At 64.0% G+C, this 19,437-nt stretch carries 22 protein-coding genes; 8 read left to right on the top strand and 14 right to left on the bottom strand.

Features of this window, described 5'->3' with window-relative positions; translation table 11 throughout:
• Positions 1-88: 88 nt before the first annotated feature.
• Together CAY82_RS07485 and CAY82_RS07480 are read right to left on the bottom strand one after the other, a co-directional pair.
• Positions 89-448 carry an MmcQ/YjbR family DNA-binding protein gene (locus CAY82_RS07485; RefSeq protein ID WP_087500644.1) on the bottom strand — a complete coding sequence of 120 codons (360 nt, stop codon included), beginning with the start codon at positions 446-448 and terminating at the stop codon, positions 89-91.
• Complete coding sequence (locus tag CAY82_RS07480; RefSeq protein ID WP_087500643.1) at positions 441-1,343, bottom strand: LysR substrate-binding domain-containing protein; 903 nt, start codon at positions 1,341-1,343, stop codon at positions 441-443. The genes CAY82_RS07485 and CAY82_RS07480 overlap by 8 nt, the downstream gene beginning before the upstream one ends.
• 133 nt (positions 1,344-1,476) lie before the next feature.
• On the opposite strand from CAY82_RS07480, the gene CAY82_RS07475 reads away from it, so the two are divergent.
• A complete protein-coding gene (locus CAY82_RS07475; protein ID WP_087500642.1) occupies positions 1,477-2,088 on the top strand; it encodes an FMN-dependent NADH-azoreductase in 612 nt (203 codons plus the stop codon).
• Between the two features lie 88 nt (positions 2,089-2,176).
• Here CAY82_RS07475 and CAY82_RS07470 read toward each other — a convergent pair whose 3' ends face one another.
• The 4 genes from CAY82_RS07470 to CAY82_RS07455 form a co-directional block, all read right to left on the bottom strand.
• Positions 2,177-3,379, bottom strand: coding sequence for an NAD(P)/FAD-dependent oxidoreductase (locus CAY82_RS07470; protein WP_087500641.1), 1,203 nt, complete (start codon positions 3,377-3,379; stop codon positions 2,177-2,179).
• Positions 3,380-3,448: 69 nt separating this feature from the next.
• Entirely contained in the window at positions 3,449-4,048 is a 600-nt protein-coding gene (locus tag CAY82_RS07465; protein WP_087500640.1) for a helix-turn-helix domain-containing protein, read from the bottom strand.
• 39 nt (positions 4,049-4,087) lie between these two features.
• A complete protein-coding gene (locus CAY82_RS07460; RefSeq protein ID WP_087500639.1) occupies positions 4,088-6,040 on the bottom strand; it encodes an FAD-dependent oxidoreductase in 1,953 nt (650 codons plus the stop codon).
• A 327-nt stretch (positions 6,041-6,367) separates the two neighbouring features.
• The gene (locus CAY82_RS07455) at positions 6,368-7,765 is read right to left on the bottom strand and encodes a cytosine permease (protein ID WP_087500638.1); all 1,398 of its coding nucleotides are present in this window, start codon (positions 7,763-7,765) and stop codon (positions 6,368-6,370) included.
• A gap of 236 nt (positions 7,766-8,001) precedes the next feature.
• On the opposite strand from CAY82_RS07455, the gene CAY82_RS07450 reads away from it, so the two are divergent.
• From CAY82_RS07450 to CAY82_RS07435, 4 genes are all read left to right on the top strand, one after another.
• Complete coding sequence (locus tag CAY82_RS07450) at positions 8,002-8,886, top strand: EamA family transporter (RefSeq protein ID WP_087500637.1); 885 nt, start codon at positions 8,002-8,004, stop codon at positions 8,884-8,886.
• An 87-nt stretch (positions 8,887-8,973) separates the two neighbouring features.
• A complete protein-coding gene (locus tag CAY82_RS07445; RefSeq protein ID WP_003258990.1) occupies positions 8,974-9,294 on the top strand; it encodes a YbjQ family protein in 321 nt (106 codons plus the stop codon).
• Positions 9,295-9,432: 138 nt separating this feature from the next.
• Positions 9,433-9,621: a hypothetical protein gene (locus tag CAY82_RS07440; protein ID WP_087500636.1), complete on the top strand. Its 189-nt coding sequence runs from the start codon at positions 9,433-9,435 to the stop codon at positions 9,619-9,621.
• A 140-nt stretch (positions 9,622-9,761) separates the two neighbouring features.
• Positions 9,762-10,073, top strand: coding sequence for a hypothetical protein (locus CAY82_RS07435; RefSeq protein WP_087500635.1), 312 nt, complete (start codon positions 9,762-9,764; stop codon positions 10,071-10,073).
• 46 nt (positions 10,074-10,119) lie between these two features.
• Here the strand turns inward: CAY82_RS07435 and CAY82_RS07430 are convergent, their stop codons facing one another.
• Both CAY82_RS07430 and ampC read right to left on the bottom strand, forming a co-directional pair.
• Positions 10,120-10,452, bottom strand: coding sequence for a hypothetical protein (locus CAY82_RS07430; protein ID WP_087500634.1), 333 nt, complete (start codon positions 10,450-10,452; stop codon positions 10,120-10,122).
• 301 nt (positions 10,453-10,753) lie between these two features.
• A complete protein-coding gene (ampC, locus tag CAY82_RS07425) occupies positions 10,754-11,893 on the bottom strand; it encodes a class C beta-lactamase (RefSeq protein WP_087500633.1) in 1,140 nt (379 codons plus the stop codon).
• 119 nt (positions 11,894-12,012) lie between these two features.
• Between ampC and CAY82_RS07420 the strand changes: the two genes are divergently transcribed.
• Positions 12,013-13,002, top strand: coding sequence for a bile acid:sodium symporter family protein (locus tag CAY82_RS07420; RefSeq protein ID WP_087500632.1), 990 nt, complete (start codon positions 12,013-12,015; stop codon positions 13,000-13,002).
• A 138-nt stretch (positions 13,003-13,140) separates the two neighbouring features.
• Here the strand turns inward: CAY82_RS07420 and CAY82_RS07415 are convergent, their stop codons facing one another.
• Together CAY82_RS07415 and CAY82_RS07410 are read right to left on the bottom strand one after the other, a co-directional pair.
• Positions 13,141-13,734, bottom strand: a complete 594-nt coding sequence (locus CAY82_RS07415; RefSeq protein ID WP_087500631.1) for a DUF4157 domain-containing protein — start codon at positions 13,732-13,734, stop codon at positions 13,141-13,143.
• Positions 13,721-14,284: a TetR/AcrR family transcriptional regulator gene (locus CAY82_RS07410; RefSeq protein WP_087500630.1), complete on the bottom strand. Its 564-nt coding sequence runs from the start codon at positions 14,282-14,284 to the stop codon at positions 13,721-13,723. The genes CAY82_RS07415 and CAY82_RS07410 overlap by 14 nt, the downstream gene beginning before the upstream one ends.
• Positions 14,285-14,373: 89 nt before the next feature.
• On the opposite strand from CAY82_RS07410, the gene CAY82_RS07405 reads away from it, so the two are divergent.
• Both CAY82_RS07405 and CAY82_RS07400 read left to right on the top strand, forming a co-directional pair.
• Positions 14,374-15,105 carry an SDR family oxidoreductase gene (locus tag CAY82_RS07405; RefSeq protein ID WP_087500629.1) on the top strand — a complete coding sequence of 244 codons (732 nt, stop codon included), beginning with the start codon at positions 14,374-14,376 and terminating at the stop codon, positions 15,103-15,105.
• 29 nt (positions 15,106-15,134) lie between these two features.
• On the top strand, positions 15,135-15,746 hold the full coding sequence (locus CAY82_RS07400) for a 2-hydroxychromene-2-carboxylate isomerase (protein ID WP_087500628.1): 612 nt from the start codon (positions 15,135-15,137) through the stop codon (positions 15,744-15,746).
• 94 nt (positions 15,747-15,840) lie between these two features.
• Here CAY82_RS07400 and CAY82_RS07395 read toward each other — a convergent pair whose 3' ends face one another.
• The 4 genes from CAY82_RS07395 to CAY82_RS07380 all read right to left on the bottom strand — a co-directional run bounded on the left by CAY82_RS07395 (position 15,841) and on the right by CAY82_RS07380 (position 19,341).
• A complete protein-coding gene (locus CAY82_RS07395; RefSeq protein WP_087500627.1) occupies positions 15,841-16,386 on the bottom strand; it encodes a cupin domain-containing protein in 546 nt (181 codons plus the stop codon).
• Between the two features lie 81 nt (positions 16,387-16,467).
• Complete coding sequence (locus CAY82_RS07390) at positions 16,468-17,673, bottom strand: MFS transporter (RefSeq protein WP_087500626.1); 1,206 nt, start codon at positions 17,671-17,673, stop codon at positions 16,468-16,470.
• Between the two features lie 85 nt (positions 17,674-17,758).
• Positions 17,759-18,292: a cytochrome b gene (locus CAY82_RS07385; RefSeq protein ID WP_087500625.1), complete on the bottom strand. Its 534-nt coding sequence runs from the start codon at positions 18,290-18,292 to the stop codon at positions 17,759-17,761.
• Entirely contained in the window at positions 18,289-19,341 is a 1,053-nt protein-coding gene (locus CAY82_RS07380; protein ID WP_087500624.1) for a catalase family peroxidase, read from the bottom strand. The genes CAY82_RS07385 and CAY82_RS07380 overlap by 4 nt, the downstream gene beginning before the upstream one ends.
• Positions 19,342-19,437: the final 96 nt, after the last annotated feature.

The raw sequence follows: 19,437 nt of genomic DNA, 5'->3' as shown, positions 1-19,437 counted from the left end.
CCGCTCCCACAGGATTATCCACTGGTCTCAAGATTTGTGCTGTACCTGTGGGAGCGGTTTTACCCGCGAAAGGGCCGGAACAGGGAATTCACAACACCAACCCCACCTGCAACCGCTTTGGCAACCGCCGCACCACCAGCTGGTGCGAGCGCTGCAACAGGTCACACAGCTCCTCACGCCCCATGGGGTAGGGCTGCGCCATGCTGATCCACCGCGCCCGCGCCAGGTACGGCGCAGGCCGCACCCCTGGGCGGTCGCAATAGCCGAGAAACAGCTCGTCGGCCACCTTGAACGACAACCCCGCACCTGCCAGGTCGAGCACCGCGAACATCTTGTTGCCCGCCACCGAGAACACCCGGACGCCGCCCCATTTGTAGTCCTCCCGTGCACCCGGCAGGCTCAGGCAAAAGGCCGCTACCTGGGCTTCGCTCATGTTCCGCTCAGACATACTTCTCTCCACAGGCCTCGAACGACGCAGCCAGGTGATCGATCCATACCCGCACCGCAGGCAGCAAACCGCGCCGATGCGGGTATACCGCTTGCAGGTAGCCACCCGGTAGCGACCAGTCGGGCAGCAGGCGCACTAGTTCGCCGCGTTCCAGCTCTTCCTCGCAGAACATGCTGGGTAGCGCGGTAAAACCGAGGCCCGCCCGTACAGCAGCATTACGTACTACGAAATCGTCGATGGCAAGGCGCGGTTCCAGGGCAATTTCCTGCTGCTTGCCATGGGGGCCGAACAGGCGGAAGTGTACCAGCCTGTCCGCCTCGGCAGCGCCCAGCACCGGCAATGATGCCAGCTCGCCCGGTTCGCGGATGTGGTCGGCGAAACCGGGCGCGGCAACCAGCTGCATCTGTGCCTGGCGCAGACGACGGGTGACCAGGGCGGGGTCTTCATCACCCAGGTCTCGCACGCGCAAGGCCACGTCGATGCCTTCGGAAATCAGGTCGACTCGGCGGTTGAGTAGCACCATGTCCAGTTGCACCAGCGGGTACTGCGAGAGAAAACGGCTGATCACATCCGGCAGGAAGGCGTGGGCCAATGCCACCGGACAGGACACCCGCAAACGCCCGCGCGGTTCGCTGCTCATGCTGGCTACCGCTTCGTCGGCGGCCTCGGCTTCCAGCAGCATGGCCTGGCAGTGGTGCAGGTAGCGCTCGCCCACTGCGGTGAGCTTCAGTTGCCGTGTGGTGCGCTGCAGCAGGCGTGTGCCCAGGCGTTCTTCAAGCTCGGCGATACGGCGTGACAGACGCGACTTGGGAATACCCAACTGGCGGCCGGCGGCGGCGAACCCGCCGGCTTCGACCACGCGGGCAAAGTAGAAGAGGTCGTTGAGGTCTTGCATGGGAATGTCTCACTGTTCCACCTGTGGGACAATCTAACGCATTTTTGCTGACTTATCAGCCATTGGTGAGGCCGGTAGGATTCTCCCCATCGTGATCGCCCAACGCCGCGGTCTTCATTCACAGGAGAGTCCCATGAAACTGTTGCATATTGATTCGAGCATCCTGGGCGACAATTCCGCCTCCCGCCAGTTGAGCCGCGAAGTGGTCGAAGCCTGGAAAGCCGCCGACCCGAGCGTGGAAGTGGTATACCGTGACCTGGCTGCCGACGCCATCGCCCACTTCTCCGCGGCTACCCTGGTAGCGGCTGGCACCCCGGAAGACATGCGCGACGCTGCCCAGGCTTTCGAAGCCAAACTGAGCGCGGAAACCCTGGAGGAATTCCTGGCAGCCGATGCCGTGGTGATTGGTGCACCGATGTACAACTTCACCGTGCCGACCCAGCTCAAGGCCTGGATCGACCGCGTCGCCGTCGCCGGCAAGACTTTCCGCTATACCGAAGCTGGCCCGGAAGGCCTGTGCGGCAACAAGAAAGTAGTGTTGGTGTCCACTGCAGGTGGCCTGCACGCTGGCCAGCCGACTGGCGCCGGGCATGAAGACTTCCTCAAGGTGTTCCTGGGCTTCATCGGTGTCACCGACCTGGAAATCGTCCGCGCCCATGGCCTGGCCTATAGCCCTGAGCACCGCAGCCAGGCGATCGATGCTGCCCAGGCGCAGATTGCCAACGAGTTGTTTGCTGCTGCCTGATCCTGCTGTTTTGCACAAGCGCTAAAGGCTTGCGCAAACCTTGTGGGAGCGGCCTTGTGTCGCGAAGGGGCCGCTCCCACAATCAACCTCAGGCTACCGGAATAGCCGGGTCAGCTGCTGCCAGCGCCGCAGCACGATCGGCCGCTGGCGGATAGATCCATACCGTATTGATCTGCGCCTTCAACACCTTGGCTTCGGCCTTGTCCTCCGGTGGCGACACCGTGCGCTCCCACCCTTCGGTATACACCGCCCCCCAGGCCCCAAGGTCCAGGCAGGTCACGTACTTGGGCTGGCTGTAGGTCATCGGGGCCACGCCAATCAGCTCGGCCGCCGCATTGTTGCCCGCATGACGCCCCAGCGGAATCGCATGCTGGCAGGACATCACCGCGTAATTGCCAAGCTCGTCGCAGGCGGCGTAGGCCACATCACCCGCTGCGTACACGGCATCATTGCCTTTCACCTTGAGGTTGCCATCGACATGCAAGCGGCCCTGGCGGTCGCGCTCGCCACTGATCTGTTCGGTGAGCGGGTTGGCCTTGAAGCCCACGGTCCAGATCACCGTGCTGGCGTCGATGCGCTGGCCGTTGTCCAGCAGCACGCCGGCAGGGTCCATCGAGGCTACCGTGGTACCACAGATCCATTCCACGCCCAGGGCCGCGCAGGCCTGCTCGATGGCGGGACGGATGCCGTCACCCAGGGCCGCGCCGATCCTCGCGCCACGGTCGACCACCACCACGCGCAACGCCGCGTCCTCGCCGAGGATTTCGCGCAGGCGGGCCGGCAGTTCGGTGGCGGTCTCGATGCCGGTAAAGCCACCGCCGGCCACCACCACGGTATTGCGCGCCGGTGTGTCGGGCAGGTTGGCCAGTGACTTCAGGTGGGTTTCCAGGCGCGCTGCGCTGTCGAGCTTGTCGACATCGAACACGTGCTCGATGCCGGCCATGTCGGGCCGGTTGAGCACACTGCCGCAGGCCATGATCAGGCGGTCGTAGGGCAGGGCGCACTGGGTGCCGCTTCGGGTGCGGTAGCTGACGCGGCGGGCTGCTTCATCGATGTGGAAGGCCGTACCTTGCACGAAGCGGACGTTGACGGCATCGAACAGCTCTTGCAACGGCGCGGCCATGGTGTGTACGTCGGCTTCGTAGAACCGCGGGCGCACATGCAGCTCGGCCTGGGGGGCAAGCAAGGTGACCTCGACATCCTTGCTGCCATGGAAGTCAAGCTGGCGGACGGCGCTGAGCGCGCTCCACAGGCCGGCAAAGCCCGCGCCAATGATCAGGATCTGCTTCATGGTTGTGCTCCTCTAAAGTTCGGTTAACAAGGTAGACCCTGTTGCTGGATGTTGGGGAGCGAGCATGCTTCAGAATGTTGGCGGCGTGATCACCCAGATCACCACGGCATCCACCTCACCGGGGTTGCCATAGCGGTGCGGCTCCTGGCTGGAGAAGCTGAAACTGTCCCCTTCGCCGAGCTGGAAATGCCGCTCGCCCACCCACAGCTCGAAGCTGCCACTGAGGATGTAACCAGCCTCTTCGCCGTCATGGCTGTAGCTCTGCTGGCTGTAGCTACCCGGTGGGAAGCGCGAATGCAGGATTTCGAGCTGGCGGTTGGGTTGGGGCGTGAGCAGTTGATCGACGATGCCATCTTCGTAGTGCACGCTCAGGCGGCTGTTGCGCCGTACCACATAGCCCTGGTCCTCTGGCGCTGTGGTGGCTTCGCTGGCGAAGAACCACTGGATGGTCACACCCAGGCTGCGGGCGATGTTGAACAGCGCCGGAATCGACGGATAGGAGAGGTTGCGCTCCAGCTGGCTAATGTAGCCAGCGGTCAGGTCACTGTGCGTGGCCAACTCCGCCAGGGTCATGCCACGGCGCTTGCGTAGGCCGCGAATGCGGCTGCCGAGAAACTGCGGCGCGGCGCCCCCGGCTTCGCTGGCGGGGGGCTGGGGGAGTTGGCTCATGCACGTCGGTCCATCGTAAAAGCCGCAGTATGTACAGCCTCAGAGCGCCCAGGCAACCGTCAGGCCATCGTGAATCGCTTCTTCGACGGTACGTGGCGCCAGGCAGTCGCCAACCCGGCGCACCTCGACCAGGCCGGCCAGGTCGACGGCCAGGCGGTCTTCCGGTTGATGGCCCATGCACAGTACCAGGGTGTCGATGCCTTCGAAGATCATCGGCTCGCCGCTGGCGGTGTGCTGCAGGTACACCGTGTTGTCGTCGCTGCCATACAGGCGGGCATAGGGCGTGATGGGGATACCCAGGCGATGCAGTTCGCCGGCCAGTTGGTCGCGTACATACAGCGGCAGGCTTTCGCCGCAATGGGTGCCATTGACCGCAAGCTGCACCTGGTGGCCCTCGCGCACCAGGCGTTCGGCGATACCGGGGCCGATCCAGTCGCAGCGCCAGTCGATTACCAGCACCGATCGCCCCGGTTTTGCTTCATTACGCAGTATCTGCCAGGCATCCACCACCTGTAGATCACCGGTGCGCTCGAAGGCCGGCCAGTAGGGGATAGCACCGGTGGCCGCGATCACCAGGTCAGGGCGTTCACGCTCGACCAGTGCGCGGTCGACCCGGGTGTTGCGTACTACTTCCACGCCCGCCAGGGCCATTTCCCGCTGCAGGTTGGTGCTGGCGCCACCGAACTCGCTGCGCCGTGGTAGCAACTGGGCCAGCAGCACCTGGCCGCCGAGCTGCGGACCAGCCTCGTATAGCGTGACCTGGTGCCCGCGCGCAGCGGCCACGGCGGCGGCTTTCATGCCAGCGGGCCCGCCACCGGCCACGAGGATGCGCTTGGGGCGGGTGGTGGGTGTCAATTGCCCGTACTGCAACTCGCGGCCGGTTTCCGGTCGCTGGATGCAGGAAATGGGCAAGCCCCGGTGGAAATGGCCGATGCAGGCCTGATTGCAGGCGATACAGGCACGTACGTCTTCGGCCTGGCCATGCTCGGTCTTGTTCGGCATCTGCGGGTCGCAGATCAGCGCGCGGGTCATGCCGCAGACATCGGCCTGGCCACGGGCCAGAATCAGTTCGGCTTCCTGGGGCTGGTTGATGCGCCCGGTGACGAACAGCGGGATTTCCAGATGTTGCTTGAAGGTGCCGGCCTCCCGGGCCAGATACGCCGGTTCGATGGCCATTGGCGGCACGATATGCACGGCACCGCCCAGGGACGCTGACGTGCCGGCCACGATGTGCAGGTAATCGAGCCGGCCCTGCAAGGCAACCGCTGCGGCCAGCGACTCGTCCTCGCTCAGCCCCTGGCTGTCGCGCTCGTCGGCACTGATGCGCAGGCCGATGATGAACTGCTCGTCGGTGGCTGCCCGTACGGCGTCCAACACTTCGCGCAGGAACCTCAGGCGCTGCTCCAGTTCACCGTTGTAGCCATCTGTGCGCTGGTTTACTCGCGGGTTGAGGAACTGCGCGGGCAGGTAGCCATGGCTGGCCACCACTTCAACGCCATCCAGCCCGGCCTGGTGCAGGCGGCGGGCAGCACTGGCGTAGCCCTGGACGATTTCGTCGATCATCGCCTGGTCCAGCGCGCGCGGCATCACCCGGAAGCGTTCATTAGGCACCGAGGACGCCGAGTAGGCCACCGCCAGCAAGCCGTCCGCCGACTCCATGATTTCTCGCCCGGGGTGGAACAGTTGCGACAGCACCACGGTGCCGTGCTCATGGCAGGCCTCGGCAAGCTGGCGGTAGCCGTCGATGCAGGCATCGTCGGTGGCCATCAGCACATGCGAGGTATAGCGGGCGCTGTCATGCACCCCGGCCACCTGCAGCACGATCAGGCCGACGCCACCGGCGGCGCGGGCGCGCTGGTAGGCGATGAGCTTGTCGTTGACCAGGTTGTCGGTAGGCAGGCAGGTGTCGTGACCGGTGGACATGATGCGGTTTTTCAAGCGTTTGCCGCGGATCTGCAAGGCTTCGAACAGGTGAGGGAAGGCGGTCTGCATACAGGCGGCTCCGGTGCGCTGTCGTTATTCTTTTGGCTATGAAAGTTCAGTCTAAGTAAAAAATCAAACTGTTTTTTTACTGGTCTGGGTTCTCTCATCTTCACGGCGAGGGCATGACGAGCGGCAGTTCAATGAGCCGGGTGGGGGTTGAAACAGGGCGAGCGGGCTGACCCGGATGCAGTGCAACTGGCGTGGCGGTGTTGTTGCGGATACTGGAGCGGGTGGCGCCGGACTATCGTCGTTGATGTTCGGTGCGAGTGCCGTCCTTCCCTCGCACCGCGTTCGCGGCGCAAGGGCGAGATGTTTCTACGTTGATGGCGAGAGGACTCAGTGTGCGTCAGGCACGATCATCGCTGCCGGTGCCTCTTGCGCCCGCTGCCGTGCCACCCAGTAGTACAGCACGCTCGGCACTACCAGGCCGATTAGCCACGAGACATCCACACCGCCCAGGTGCGCGACCAGCGGCCCTGTGTACAGTTTGGTGTCGATGAACGGCATCTGTATCAGCACGCCCACGGTGTAGACGATGATTCCTGGCCAGTTCCAGCGGCCGTATCGGCCCTGCGGGTCGGCGAGGGCGGGTATGTCGTAACGCTCCTTGGTGATGAAGTAGTAGTCGACCAGGTTGACCGCGCTCCACGGCACGAAGAACGTCAGCAGGAACAGGATGAACGACTTGAACGCACTGAGAAACGAATGCTGGCCAAGCAAGGCCACCAGGGTCGCGGCGCCGACGATGCCCAGTACGAACAGCAGGCGCTGGGCACGGCTGATCGCCAGGTGGCCGCGGAAGCCGCTGATGATGGTTGCAATGCACATGAAGCTGCCATAAGAGTTCAGCGTCGAGATCGTCACCTTGCCAAAGGCGATGCAGAAATACAGCAGTGCTGCGGTGCTACCGGCGCCACCCAGGCCGACGATGTAGGCCACTTCGCGACCGGAGAACTGGGCACCGGCGATAGCGGCGGCGAACACCCCGAGGATCATTGATGCCTGGGCGCCGATCACCGAGCCCAGGCCTGCGGCGAGGAAGGTCTTGACTGGCGATGTACTGCTTGGCAGATAGCGCGAGTAGTCGGCCACATAGGGGCCGAAGGCGATCTGCCAGGACGCAGCCAGCGATACGGCGAGCAGGAACGATGCCCAACTGAAGTGGCGGTTGTCGAGTAACTGCCCGATGTCGGCCAGCATCATGATGCGACTGAACAGGTAGACGAAGGCAATGATGCCCAGCACGCTGGCGATTCGGCCGATCCAGTGGATCACCCGATATCCGGCCAGGGTGGCGAGCACGATTATGCTGGCGAATATCAGGATACCCGTGCTGTCGCTGACGTCGAGCAATTGGCCGATCGCCTGTCCGGAGAGCACCGTGCCGGTGGCGGTGAAGCCCAGGTACATCAGGCATACCAGCACCATCGGTATGGCCGCGCCGTAGACCCCGAACTGCACGCGGCTGGAAATCATCTGCGGCAGCCCCAGGCGAGGGCCCTGAGCGGCATGGAGGGCCATGACCGCGCCGCCGATCACTTGACCGAGCAGCAGGCCGATCAGCGACCAGAACACGTCGCCACCGAGCACCACGGCCAGGGCGCCGGTCACGATTGCAGTGATCTGCAAGTTGGCCCCAAGCCAGAGGGTGAACTGACTGTACACGCGTCCATGGCGTTCAGTCTCGGGTATGTAGTCGATCGAGCGCCGCTCGAGTACGGGTTTGCTGGGCATTCAGTGGCTCCGCTTCATTGTTCTTGTGTAAGCGAGTCAGTCATCGGCGGGGACGCGAGGCGGATGACCTCTTCATCATGTGAGCATGTATATACAAGTCAGGTCAAGCCGTGCCTTGCGAGTGAAACAGTAGCGCTGTTGCGCAATGATGGGCCGCAACTGTGCTGGTCCCTGGTAACGGATTAACTTTATGCTGTAACGAAATATGTCTAGAGAACCTGAAGAAGGAAGCTGCAATGCCACTCAAGGACCTGCTCACCGCGCTGGTGGTAATTGTCGCCTGGGGAGTCAACTTCGTAGTCATCAAGGTTGGCCTCGATGGCTTGCCGCCGATGTTGCTTGGGGCATTGCGCTTCTTGTTGGTGGCGTTTCCGGCGATCTTGCTGATCAAGCGGCCCAAGCTGCCCTGGCGCTGGCTGATCGCCTATGGTGCGACCATTTCGTTGGGTCAGTTCGCTTTCCTTTTCCAGGCCATGTACAGCGGCATGCCGCCAGGGTTGGCCTCACTGATTCTGCAGTCGCAGGCGTTCTTCACCCTCGGCTTCGCCGCGCTGTTCCTCGGTGAGCGACTGCGCCTGGCCAGCGTGCTGGGGCTGCTGGTGGCGGCCAGCGGCCTGGCACTTATCGGCAGCGAAGACGGCGGCCATGTACCGATGCTGGCGCTGGTGCTGACCCTGTGTGGTGGCGCCATGTGGGGCTTGGGCAACATCATTACCCGGCGCTTTGGTTCGGTTGACCTGGTGGCGCTGGTGATCTGGGGTGGTCTGATCCCGCCATTGCCGTTCCTGGCATTATCCTGGTGGCTGGAAGGGCCGGAGCGCATTGGCCATGCCCTGGCCAACATCAGCTGGAGTTCGGTATTGGCCCTGGCCTACCTGGCGTTTGTCGCCACCATGCTCGGCTACAGCCTGTGGAGCAAGCTGCTGTCGCGCCACCCGGCCGGCAAGGTGGCGCCGTTCTCGCTGCTGGTGCCAGTGATTGGCCTGAGTTCGTCGGCGTTGTTGCTGGGCGAGCGTTTGACCGCGACCCAGGGCTGGGGCGCATTGCTGGTGATGGCCGGGTTGCTGGTCAACGTGTTCGGCGCCCGCATTGGCCAACGGCTGCGCGCGGTCAGCGCGTAATCCGCTGCCTTGTAGGAGCGCACCTGCCGGGGGACCTGCGCTCTGTTAGAATCGGCCTCTTTTGCCAGGCCAATGGAGCGCACCCCCATGATTATTTCCACCACCAGCCAGCTTGAAGGCCGCCCGATTGCCGAATACCTGGGCGTGGTCAGCTCCGAATCGGTGCAGGGTATCAACTTCGTGCGCGATTTCTTTGCACGTTTTCGCGACTTCTTCGGTGGCCGTTCGCAAACCCTGGAAAGCGCACTGCGCGAAGCTCGGGAACAGGCCACCGAGGAATTGAAGGCGCGGGCACGCCAGTTGCAAGCCGATGCGGTAGTGGGGGTGGATTTCGAGATCAGCATGCCGTCCGTACAGGGCGGCATGGTCGTGGTATTTGCTACCGGCACGGCGGTGCGCCTGAAGTAGAGCGTCTGCCGCTGGTCGGTTCCAAGGCTTCAGCCTGGGCGGTCTGCAAATGACCAGCTAGTCTCACTTTCACTGGTCGCGTTTAGCTAGGCAACTGTTCTGGTTGCCGGCGCGTCCGCCACTGGAGGGAGACAGGGCATGAGCGAATCCTTTTTCGAAGACCTGAACGACGCGTTCCCGATCAACAGCCAGGTGCGTTGCGGCCAGGCGGTATTCCGCCTGGGCTTCGCCCACATGACGCTGGATGATTCCGAACAGCTCCAGCCTGCACACCTGCAGCGCAGCAAAAAAGGCCGCTTCATGCCGCGGGTTCCGCTGAAGAAGTGATCCCGCTCCAGCACAACCCCGCCGAATGGCGGGGTTTTTATTGCTGTTTCTTGATCCGCCTCATGGTATTGCCGGGTAGCGCTCGCCGGATGGTCACGGCTGTGGTTTTCTGACGCGGCATTCCAGCAACGGAGGATTGAATGCTCATGCGAGTCAGGGAAGAGACCTATTGGCAGTGGGCCGACGCCCAGTTGCACAGCCGCTGCCACGACGAAGCACTCAGTGACGGCACCACGCTGGATGTGCAGGTACGTTTGTCGCGCCTGGGTGCGACTCAACTGTTCCTGGGGCTGTATGCCCGAGATGGGCGGGCATTGCTGGAGGAGTATTACCCTGCACGGCCAGGCGAGACCATGACACGCGCCCTGGTGTGGGGGGTTGACCGCGCCCGGGCGCTGGCAACCGGCGCCTTGCCGCTGCCGGAACCCCGCAGCCAGCGGCGCCAGGCATGAAAAAGCCCGGCCTATGCGGGCCGGGCTCAGGTAAGGGTGGGAACCCTCAGTTGAGCGGTTCGATCACCTTGACTGCCTGCTGCTCACGGGCAGCGGGCCATTCTTGTTGCAGGGTCTGCAGGACGCGGCCAACGAACTCGGTGTCGGCGGCGGCCTTCTTGCCGACATAGCCTTGGCCACGGCGGTAGACCTTGAAGCGTGCACGCATGCTGGGCAGGTGCTCTTCGAATTCATCTTCGACGGTGTTCGGTGGCAAGCGGTCGAGGCGCACTTCACCGGACTGGCTGACCCACAGCAGGTGGTCGTCAAGGCTGTCCTTGCGTACGGCGAACAGCTGAGCCAATTGGTCGATAGTCGGATTGTCGTTCAAGTTCATCATAAAGCCCCCATTACCCATTCGTAGGTGATTTTTCACAGTTGGCGCTATCACGGTGTAGCGCACTACCAACGCTGCTACAGCAGCATCGCAACAGGGGCTTTCTCACGCTGCCTTTTGGACAGTTTCCCTCTCCACGGACGGCCTGCGTTACCGCGCAGGCCGCCTGGAACACCCTTGCCACCGCTCCCGATCGGGGAGACGACTTCATCATGCCCAAGGGCGATGAACGGCGTCAACCACTTTGTAGTGAAAATTTATGCTCACTACATCCTGTCGTTTTGTTCGACAATCGCTGCCGGCACTACAGCCCGGACAGAATGTCGAAGGCTGCGTGCACCCTGGCTTCATTCGGGTAATTTCGGTTGGCCAGCAACACCACGGCCAGTTGTTCGGCGGGCACGAATGCGGCGTAGGCGCCGAAACCATTGGTCGAGCCGGTCTTGTTGTACCAAGCTGCCGGCAGCGCGGGCAGGGCTGGTTGCAAGCGCGTGGTTGCCACCGGTTCACGGATAAGCCGTGGGCTGTTGCCATCGACCAGTGTGCCCAGCGTGACTGGGTAGGGGTAACGCTCCCAGCCCAGGCCCTGGGTCATGGCGCCGACCTGGAAGTAGCCCTGCTGGGTAATGGCGGTGGCTTGCACCAGCGCGGGAGGCAGGCCCTCCGGCTGCATGTGCAGACGCACATAGCGCAGCAGGTCGCTGGCGCTTGTCTTGATGCCATAGGCTTCGTCGGCGTAAGGGCCGGGGCCGACACGCACCGGTTTGTCGGCACCGTCGTAGCCTTGGGCATAAAGCCCCTGGGCGCTGGCCGGGACGTGCAGATAGGTGTTTTCCAGGCCCATTTTTGCCAGCAGCCCCTCGCTCATCAACGTGGAAAACGGCTGATGCTGCGCGCGGGCGGCCAGGTCACCGAACAAGCCCAGGCTGGGGTTCGAGTAGCAGCGCTGGGTGCCAGGTTTGGCGCGGGGCTGCCAGTGACGGAAGAAATCGACCACCTGCTGCGGCGTCTGCACTGCATCCGGGAACTGCAACGGCAGGCAGTCGGCACTGTAGGCACCCAGCTCCAGCACGCTCGCGTCGCCGATGGGCGTGCCGGCAAGGGCCGGGTGATAGCGCTTGGCCGGGTCATTGAGGTCCAGTTTGCCTTCGGCACTGGCCAGTGCGACCAGGGTGGCGGTGTAAGTCTTGCTAAGCGAACCGATCTCGAACAGCGTGTCGCGGCTGACCGGCACATTGTCGGCCTTGCTGGCCACGCCATAGCTGAAGTAATGCGCGTAGTTTCGAGCGTAGATCGCCACCGCCATGCCGCTGATGCCTTGCTCCTGCATCAACGGGCGGATGATCTGGTCGACCTTGGCCTGCAACTGGTCGTCGGCCTGGGCGGCACTGTGGCCCAGGATGAGGGTGACGGCTGCCAGTGCAGCCAGGCGAGAGAGGATCATGGGCGGGTCCTTTACTGGGGCATGTCCGTTGAGCGATACCGGTGGGGGTTCCGGCGTTAGCGGCGAAAAGCCGAGGACCTTATCGTCTGCCCTTGCACAATGACAAGACGGAAACTGTGATGAAGTATTTGCGAATGTTATTCGACAATTTCACCCTGGCCTTGCTCGGGGTGGTGCTGATTGCCACCATGCTGCCTTGCTGGGGCGATGGCGCGGTGTATTTCGGTTGGCTGACCAACCTGGCTATTGGCCTGCTGTTCTTCCTGCACGGCGCCAAGCTTTCACGCGAGGCGATCATCGCCGGGGCCGGGCACTGGCGCCTGCACTTGCTGGTGTTCTCCTGCACCTTCGTGCTGTTCCCGCTGCTGGGTCTGGCGTTCAAGCCGCTGTTCGTGCCGCTGGTGGGCAACGAGCTGTACCTGGGCGTGCTCTACCTGTGTGCCTTGCCGGCCACCGTGCAGTCGGCCATCGCCTTCACCTCGCTGGCGCGTGGTAACGTGCCAGCAGCCATTTGCAGTGCGGCGGCATCCAGCCTGCTGGGCATCTTCCTCACGCCGTTACTGGTGATGATGTTGCTGGGGGCCAGCGGTGATACCGGTTCTGGCCTGGATGCAGTGCTGAAGATTACCCTGCAGCTGCTGGTACCGTTCGTGGCTGGGCAGATCGCCCGGCGCTGGATCGGTGCCTGGGTCAAGCGCAATGCGCGCTGGCTCAAGGTGGTGGACCAGGGCTCGATCCTGCTGGTGGTCTACACCGCGTTCAGCGAGGCGGTGGTCACCGGGTTGTGGCACACGGTATCGCCGCAGCACCTGGCTGGATTGTTTGCCGTGTGCGGGATCTTGCTGGCGGTGGTGCTGTACGGTACCCGGTTGCTCGGCAAGTTGCTGGGCTTTGACCTGGAGGACCGCATTACCATCCTGTTCGCCGGCTCGAAGAAGAGCCTGGCCACCGGGGTGCCGATGGCCCAGGTGCTGTTCGTCGGCAGTGGCATAGGCGCGATGATCCTGCCGCTGATGCTGTTCCACCAGGTCCAGCTGATGGTCTGTGCGGTGTTGGCGCAGCGTTATGCCAGCCGTGAGCAGGTGGCTGAAGAGGCTTCGGCGGCGTAACGGTTGTGGGAGCGGCCTTGTGTCGCGAAAGGCCGCAAAGCGGCCCCGGCAATATATGCCCCACGCCGAACTCCGGGGGCTGCTGCGCAACCCTTTCGCGACACAAGGCCGCTCCCACAGGGTAAAGCGCCGCTGTTGCTATCTTGCCTGCCCTGAAGTGCGCTCGCGCAGCGCCTTGCTTACCTCGGCCTCGATCTTGTAGGCCGGCGCCTCCAGGTCGTCGTAGTTGCGCGTGTAGCGCCTGGCGAACTCTTCCACACCCAGCTGCTGATACTGCTGCACGTGCTTGAGCTCGTGTGCCCACAACGCCACGTTGTCCTCGGCATCGGCGGGGCGGCGGAAGATGATCGTGTCGATCAGCGTCACGGCGTTTACGTCGGGGTTCTGCAGCAGCGCATTGGCCGCGCTCATCTGCTGTTCGTCACCCACCCGGAAGCGCGCTGCGTCGAGCACGGCAAAGTCGTACCAGGGTTCCAGTTGCGCACGAATATGCAACGGGATCGGCTCGACGCCGCTGGCGGTGGCTTCGTCGCGGGCCTGGTGCAAGGCGTATGTCAGGCTGGACGAAGCCAGGACTTCCACGTCCTTGAGAATCTGCCCGGCCTGCCCGGGGTCGATGGGCGCACAGAAACACCCCATCAGGCACACCTGGTACTGCCCTGGTGGGCAAGCCTGTTCGGCGAGTGCAGGCAGGCTCAGCAGCAGCCCCAGCAGTAGACTAATCCGCTTCATGCAGGGCCTTCTCGACAAAGTGGCGGCTGGCGTCCAGTACCTGCGACTGCACGCTTTCAGTGGCCAGCATGCGCCCGACCAGCAAGGCGCCGACGCACTGGCTGATCAGCACCCAGGCCAATTCGTCGTCCTCCAGGATGGCGCTCCAGGCCTGGTGCAGTTCCACCAGCCAATGCTCGGCCACTGCGCGTACCGGGGGTTCGGCACGGGCAATCTCCACCCCCAATGGCGGCAGCGGGCAGCCGCCTTCGGCATTGTGCAGGTGGGCCAGGCTCAGGTACTGCTGCAGGCAACGGCCCAGGCGTTCGCGGCTGGCCTTCTGGTTGGCCAGGCGTGCCAGCGGGCTGTTGCACAGTTCCTGCCGCACTACCTCGGTGAACAGGTCGTCCTTGGACGGGAAATGGTTGTAGAAGGCACCACCGGTCAGGCCGATCGCCTTCATCAGCCCGGCCACGCCGGTACTGGAAAAGCCCCCGCGTTTGGCCAGGGCGCCGCTGCTGGCCAGCAGCCGCTCACGGGTTTGCTGCTTGTGTTCGTTGGTGTAGCGCATTCACTTGTCTCTGCAGGCGGGCTTGACGGTGGCGGCGATCATAACATAGCGTTCGTTTACTAAACGATCATTTACCAATGGAGGCAGGCATGGCAGAACAACAAAAAGTAGTGCTGGTGATAGGTGCGGGGGATGCCACCGGTGGTGAGATCGCCAAGCGCTTTGCCCGCGAAGGCTACATTGCCTGTGTGACCCGGCGCCAGGCTGACAAGTTGCAGCCGCTGCTGGACGAAATCCGCGCTGCCGGCGGTCAGGCCCACGGGTTTGGCTCCGATGCGCGCAAGGAGGACGAGGTGGCGGCGCTGGTCGAAACCATCGAGCGTGATATCGGCCTGATCGAAGCGTTTGTGTTCAATATCGGTGCCAATGTGCCCTGTAGCATACTTGAGGAAACCCCACGCAAATACTTCAAGATCTGGGAGATGGCCTGTTTTGCCGGCTTCCTCACCGCCCAGGCGGTGGCCCGGCGCATGGTCCAGCGCGAGCGCGGCACCATACTGTTCACCGGTGCCACCGCCGGCACCCGTGGCGCGGCGGGCTTTGCGGCATTCGCCGGGGCCAAGCACGCCTTGCGCGCCCTGGCCCAGAGCATGGCGCGCGAGCTGGGGCCGCGGAACATCCATGTCGCCCACGTGGTAGTGGACGGGGCGATCGACACCGCCTTCATCCGTGACAGTTTTCCCGAGCGTTACGCCCTCAAGGACCAGGATGGCATCCTCGACCCGGCCCATATCGCCGACAGCTACTGGTTCCTGCACGCCCAGCCCCGAGACGCCTGGACCTTCGAGCTGGACCTGCGCCCCTGGATGGAACGCTGGTAAACCTCTTTCGCCAAGCAAGGACCGTAACCATGCACAAGACTGTCGATTTCTTTTTTGACTTGGGCAGCCCGGCCAGCTACCTGGCCTGGACCCAACTGCCAGGCCTGTGTGCCCGCCAGGGTGCCACGCTGCGCTACCGGCCGATGCTGCTGGGTGGGGTTTTCCAGGCCACCGGCAACGCGTCGCCTGTGATGATTCCGGCCAAGGGCCGTTACATGTTCACCGACCTGGCGCGCTTCGCCGCGCGCTATGGGGTTCCGTTAGAGTTGCCGCCGGGGTTTCCGGTCAATACCTTGACCCTGATGCGCGGTGCAATGGGCACCCAGCTGCGTTCGCCGGAGCGGTTCGAGGCGTTAGTGGCGGTGCTGTTCAACGGGCTGTTTGTGCAGCACCGTAACCTCGGCGATAGCGCCGTCCTCGACAAGACGCTCAGCCAGGGCGGCCTCGACCCGCAGGCATTTCACGCGCTGGCGGGTGATGACGAGGTGAAGGCCGCGCTCAGGCACGCGACCGAAGAGGCAGTGGAGCGCGGGGTTTTTGGTGCGCCGACCTGCTTCGTCGGTGACGCGATGTTCTTCGGCCAGGACCGCCTGGACTTTGTCGAAGAGGCCCTGCGTCAGGGTGTCGACAGCATTACCTGAAGGCGCCCCTCCCACAGGGTTGGCGCGTTCCCTGTGGGAGCGGCTTCAGCCGCGAACACCGGCAAAGCCGGTGCCATCCCCTTGCATAAAGCAATCAGAAGTTAGCCGGGGTGTTGGCGCTGATGATCTCGGCCTCGTCCGGGCCGATGTTCTTGAAACTGTGCGGCAGGGTAGTGGGGATGTAATACCCGTCGCCCGAGTTGAGCACGCTCACCTGGCCATCGACCCATAACTCGACGGTGCCGCGGGTGACCAGGCCACACTCCTCACCCTCGGCATGCACGATCGGTTCGCCCGAGTCGGCGCCCGGTGCGTACAGTTCACGCAGCATGCGCATCTGCCGGCCTTCGACACTGGCGCCGACCAGCAGCATACGCAGGCCATTGCGGCCCAGGTCTGGCTGTTCACCTGCACGGAACACGTAGCGCTCTTCGCGCACCGGCTCGTCGAAGCTGAAGAACTCCGCCAGGCTCATCGGAATGCCTTCGAGCAATTTTTTCAGGGAGCTGACCGAAGGGCTGACGCGATTCTGCTCGATCTGCGAGATCGTCGAATTGGTCAGCCCGCTGCGGCGGGCCAGTTCCCGTTGGGAGAGGTTGTTGCGTTCACGCACCAGTTTGAGTCGCGTCCCCGTGTCCATAGCCGCCTTGTAATCAGAGGTGTCAAAAATAATGAGCGATGCGCATTAAAACACACTCTGCACGCTTGCGCGCTGTGCTTGTCAGACCCGCTGTTCGCGGGGCATCGGCCATAACCCGACCAGCAGCAACAGCGCAGCTACAGCCAGGAATGGCAAGCGTGGATCGGCGGCATATACCAAGGTGCCGGCCAGTGGCCCGATCACTGCGCCCATGCCTTGCGCGGCACCGATGGAGCCGGCCGTGGCGCCTTGCTCGGAGGCGTGCATGGCATTGGCCGCCAGCGCCGAAAACGCCGGGAAGACAAAGCCCATGCCCGCCGCTGCGACGAAGTAGCAAACCCACAGCCAAAGGGGCGTGGTGGCCAGCGAGCTGCAGGCAAAGCCCAAGGCCGAAACCGTGGCGCCGACCCGGATCATCTTCAGCGGTGGCCATTCCAGTTGGCGCAGCAGCACCTGCGCCAGAATCAGCGCCACGCCCACCGTGGTCAGGGCGATGCCAGCGGCCTGGGCGGCTTCGGCAGGGCCCAGGTGCAGGCGGTCGAGGGCGAAGAAACCGACGATGATCTGCGACACCGAGACGCTGAGCATGGCGCTGAACGCCACCAGCAAGGGGCGACGCAGACGCGGGTCGTTCAGCCGCACCGGGCTGGGAGCGTGGCTGTGCGGCAGCGCCTGCGGCTTGAGGGTAAACAGCAGGACCAGGAAGGCACTGGCCGGCAGCAGCGACATGATATGGAACGGCACGCTCAGGCTATGCCGCGCCAGCAGCGCCGCCAGCGCCGGCCCAAGCACCAGGCCGACGGCGTTGGCCGCTCCCAGCGAGGCCATGGCCCGGGCCCGGCGTTGCGGTTCGACATAGTCGGCGATCAGCGCATTGCAGCCCACCGGGATGGCAGCGTAGAACGCGCCGATACAGCCGCGCGCGACCATCAGGCCGATGAAAGACAGGCTCGCCCCCGGTAGCCAGCGCAGCGCGCCTTCGACGAACAGACACAACAGCCAGTAGGCCAAGGTGAAGCCAGCGCTGCCCAGCAGCAGGATGCGCCGGCGGCCCAGGCGGTCCGCCGCGCGCCCCCAGGGCCGGGCCAGCAGCACCCAGACCACGCCGGCCACGGTTACGGCGGCACCGGCCTGCCACGTGGCCATGCCGAGCTGGCGGGCGATCGGGCCGATCAGGGCGACGAAGGCCATCATCGACATGGTGCAGGCCATGTTGGCCACCAGCAGGGGACGCAAGTCCAGGGTGCTGGCGGGTGTAAGGGCGGCAGGATCCTTTGCGGCGTTCATAGGGCAGTCCAGGGTTGTACGGCAGATAGAAAGGCGATCTTGTTGAGAAATATTATCGATTGTCGAGCCCCTGGGCTGCCGTGACTCATTCGCTGCGACGCAGTGGGCCAGGCCACATGCTACGCAACACACCGTCGCGGCGCACCCACGCATGCATCAAAGCCGCACCCACATGCACCAGCACCGTGGCGAACAGCAGGTAGCCAGCCCAGCCATGGGCCTGACGCAGCACGGCGTACAACTGCAAGTCATGTGGGGCGATGGCCGGCAAGCCCAGCGGGCGTGGGTAACCACCGGCCGACAGCATGGCCCAGCCCAGCAGCGGCATGGCCAGCATCAGGCCATAGAGCAGCAGGTGCGAGGCCCCGGCGGCCCAGCGTTGCACTGTGGGCAGGTCGCGCGGCAGGGCCGGGTGGGGCAGGGCCAGGCGCACGCCGATGCGCAGCAACACCAGCACCAGCAGGGCCAGGCCGGTGGCCTTGTGCAGCCCGATCAGCACGGGGTGGCGCGGCGACAGGTCGGCGACCATGCTCACACCGATGAACAACATGGCCAGGATCAGCACGGCCATCAGCCAGTGCAACAGGCGGGCGAGGGGGTGGAAGACGTCGGTTTTCATGGGCGGGCTCCGGTGCCGAGCGATTCACGGCTGCGGCGGTTGAAGGATTCCGAGTAGGCCGCCGAACGGGCGGCGAGGATCGGGTCGGCGGAGGCCTGGATGCCCCGGGGCAGGATCAGCGGGTCGAAGTTGAGGTCGCGGCAGGCCCCTTGCTCGGGGCCGTCGGCGTGTTCCAGCACCAGCGTGCCGGCGTCCACGCTGCGCCGTTCGGCAGGCCAGGGGCTGGCAGGGTCGTCCACCGCATCACCAGGTTCCGCCAGCACCAGGCGCAGCGTCCAGCGCAGCGGACCTTGGGCCAGGCGTTGCTGCAGGTCGTGCTGCAGGAACTGTTTGTCATCGACTTGGGCAGGCAGGGCGGTAAACGCTGTTTGCGGCTCCAGTTGCCAGCGCACCGGGTGGGCCGCGCCGCCAGCGTCGATCAGGCGGAAGGCGTTGATGCTGTGGTACTGCGTACTGGCGAAGCTGTTGCTGGGCTTGTAGCTCGCCGCCCATTGGCGAAACGCCGCGCTCTCCGGGTGGGCGGCGAAGAACGCTTTCAGTTTGCCTGGGTCCGGTTTGCCGGTGGCCGGGTCTGGCGCACCCGCCAGCACCTGCTCATAGAAGGCTTGTGGCGTGCTTACTGCCAGCACCGGCGGGTTGTTCATGCCGGTACGCCAGACCTGCCCGTCGTCGGTGCTCAGCTCGATGGCCAGGCTGCGCACCGGTATGCCGGTATCCGGCGCGAACGGGTTGGCGCCGCCGATGGCGAAACGGCCGATCACTGGCACCCGTGGCTGGCTGAACGCCCGCGCCGTGGACAGGCTGGCGGCCTGTCCGCTGGGCTGGAAGTAGCCGCTGACGCACAAGCCCTTGGCGTGGTTCTTGCGATATCCCGGGTAATGCCCGGCCTGGGCTTCGAAGGTGTCGATGATGCGCTGTGGGGTCAGCCGGGTTTCGCCGAGCCATCCGGCGGCATACGCAAATCCGGCGCCTGCGGCCAGCATCACGGCGCCGATGGCAGCCAGACGCAGGGCCTTGGCTGGGCCGTGCAGGGGTGAGTTCATGGTCATCGTCCAGTTCAGTGAAGGTGCCGGTACGACGGCGCTGGGAATAACTTATTCCATCAAAGGGAATAGAATTTCCTCACAGGCGTCTGCCTCTTACAC

The organism is Pseudomonas sp. SID14000 (assembly GCF_002165135.1).
In the GTDB taxonomy this organism is placed as follows: Bacteria; Pseudomonadota; Gammaproteobacteria; order Pseudomonadales; family Pseudomonadaceae; genus Aquipseudomonas.
Note: the sequence above shows the minus strand (reverse complement) of the source record. Positions and strands in the feature narration are given on the sequence as shown.

Excerpts from the sequence above, each read along its gene's own strand:
- CAY82_RS07485 (WP_087500644.1), bottom strand. The coding sequence starts at position 448 with ATGTCTGAGCGGAACATGAGCGAAGCCCAGGTAGCGGCCTTTTGCCTG.
- CAY82_RS07480 (WP_087500643.1), bottom strand. The coding sequence starts at position 1,343 with ATGCAAGACCTCAACGACCTCTTCTACTTTGCCCGCGTGGTCGAAGCC.
- CAY82_RS07475 (WP_087500642.1), top strand. The coding sequence starts at position 1,477 with ATGAAACTGTTGCATATTGATTCGAGCATCCTGGGCGACAATTCCGCC.
- CAY82_RS07470 (WP_087500641.1), bottom strand. The coding sequence starts at position 3,379 with ATGAAGCAGATCCTGATCATTGGCGCGGGCTTTGCCGGCCTGTGGAGC.
- CAY82_RS07465 (WP_087500640.1), bottom strand. The coding sequence starts at position 4,048 with ATGAGCCAACTCCCCCAGCCCCCCGCCAGCGAAGCCGGGGGCGCCGCG.
- CAY82_RS07460 (WP_087500639.1), bottom strand. The coding sequence starts at position 6,040 with ATGCAGACCGCCTTCCCTCACCTGTTCGAAGCCTTGCAGATCCGCGGC.
- CAY82_RS07455 (WP_087500638.1), bottom strand. The coding sequence starts at position 7,765 with ATGCCCAGCAAACCCGTACTCGAGCGGCGCTCGATCGACTACATACCC.
- CAY82_RS07450 (WP_087500637.1), top strand. The coding sequence starts at position 8,002 with ATGCCACTCAAGGACCTGCTCACCGCGCTGGTGGTAATTGTCGCCTGG.
- CAY82_RS07445 (WP_003258990.1), top strand. The coding sequence starts at position 8,974 with ATGATTATTTCCACCACCAGCCAGCTTGAAGGCCGCCCGATTGCCGAA.
- CAY82_RS07440 (WP_087500636.1), top strand. The coding sequence starts at position 9,433 with ATGAGCGAATCCTTTTTCGAAGACCTGAACGACGCGTTCCCGATCAAC.
- CAY82_RS07435 (WP_087500635.1), top strand. The coding sequence starts at position 9,762 with ATGCTCATGCGAGTCAGGGAAGAGACCTATTGGCAGTGGGCCGACGCC.
- CAY82_RS07430 (WP_087500634.1), bottom strand. The coding sequence starts at position 10,452 with ATGATGAACTTGAACGACAATCCGACTATCGACCAATTGGCTCAGCTG.
- ampC (WP_087500633.1), bottom strand. The coding sequence starts at position 11,893 with ATGATCCTCTCTCGCCTGGCTGCACTGGCAGCCGTCACCCTCATCCTG.
- CAY82_RS07420 (WP_087500632.1), top strand. The coding sequence starts at position 12,013 with ATGAAGTATTTGCGAATGTTATTCGACAATTTCACCCTGGCCTTGCTC.
- CAY82_RS07415 (WP_087500631.1), bottom strand. The coding sequence starts at position 13,734 with ATGAAGCGGATTAGTCTACTGCTGGGGCTGCTGCTGAGCCTGCCTGCA.
- CAY82_RS07410 (WP_087500630.1), bottom strand. The coding sequence starts at position 14,284 with ATGCGCTACACCAACGAACACAAGCAGCAAACCCGTGAGCGGCTGCTG.
- CAY82_RS07405 (WP_087500629.1), top strand. The coding sequence starts at position 14,374 with ATGGCAGAACAACAAAAAGTAGTGCTGGTGATAGGTGCGGGGGATGCC.
- CAY82_RS07400 (WP_087500628.1), top strand. The coding sequence starts at position 15,135 with ATGCACAAGACTGTCGATTTCTTTTTTGACTTGGGCAGCCCGGCCAGC.
- CAY82_RS07395 (WP_087500627.1), bottom strand. The coding sequence starts at position 16,386 with ATGGACACGGGGACGCGACTCAAACTGGTGCGTGAACGCAACAACCTC.
- CAY82_RS07390 (WP_087500626.1), bottom strand. The coding sequence starts at position 17,673 with ATGAACGCCGCAAAGGATCCTGCCGCCCTTACACCCGCCAGCACCCTG.
- CAY82_RS07385 (WP_087500625.1), bottom strand. The coding sequence starts at position 18,292 with ATGAAAACCGACGTCTTCCACCCCCTCGCCCGCCTGTTGCACTGGCTG.
- CAY82_RS07380 (WP_087500624.1), bottom strand. The coding sequence starts at position 19,341 with ATGACCATGAACTCACCCCTGCACGGCCCAGCCAAGGCCCTGCGTCTG.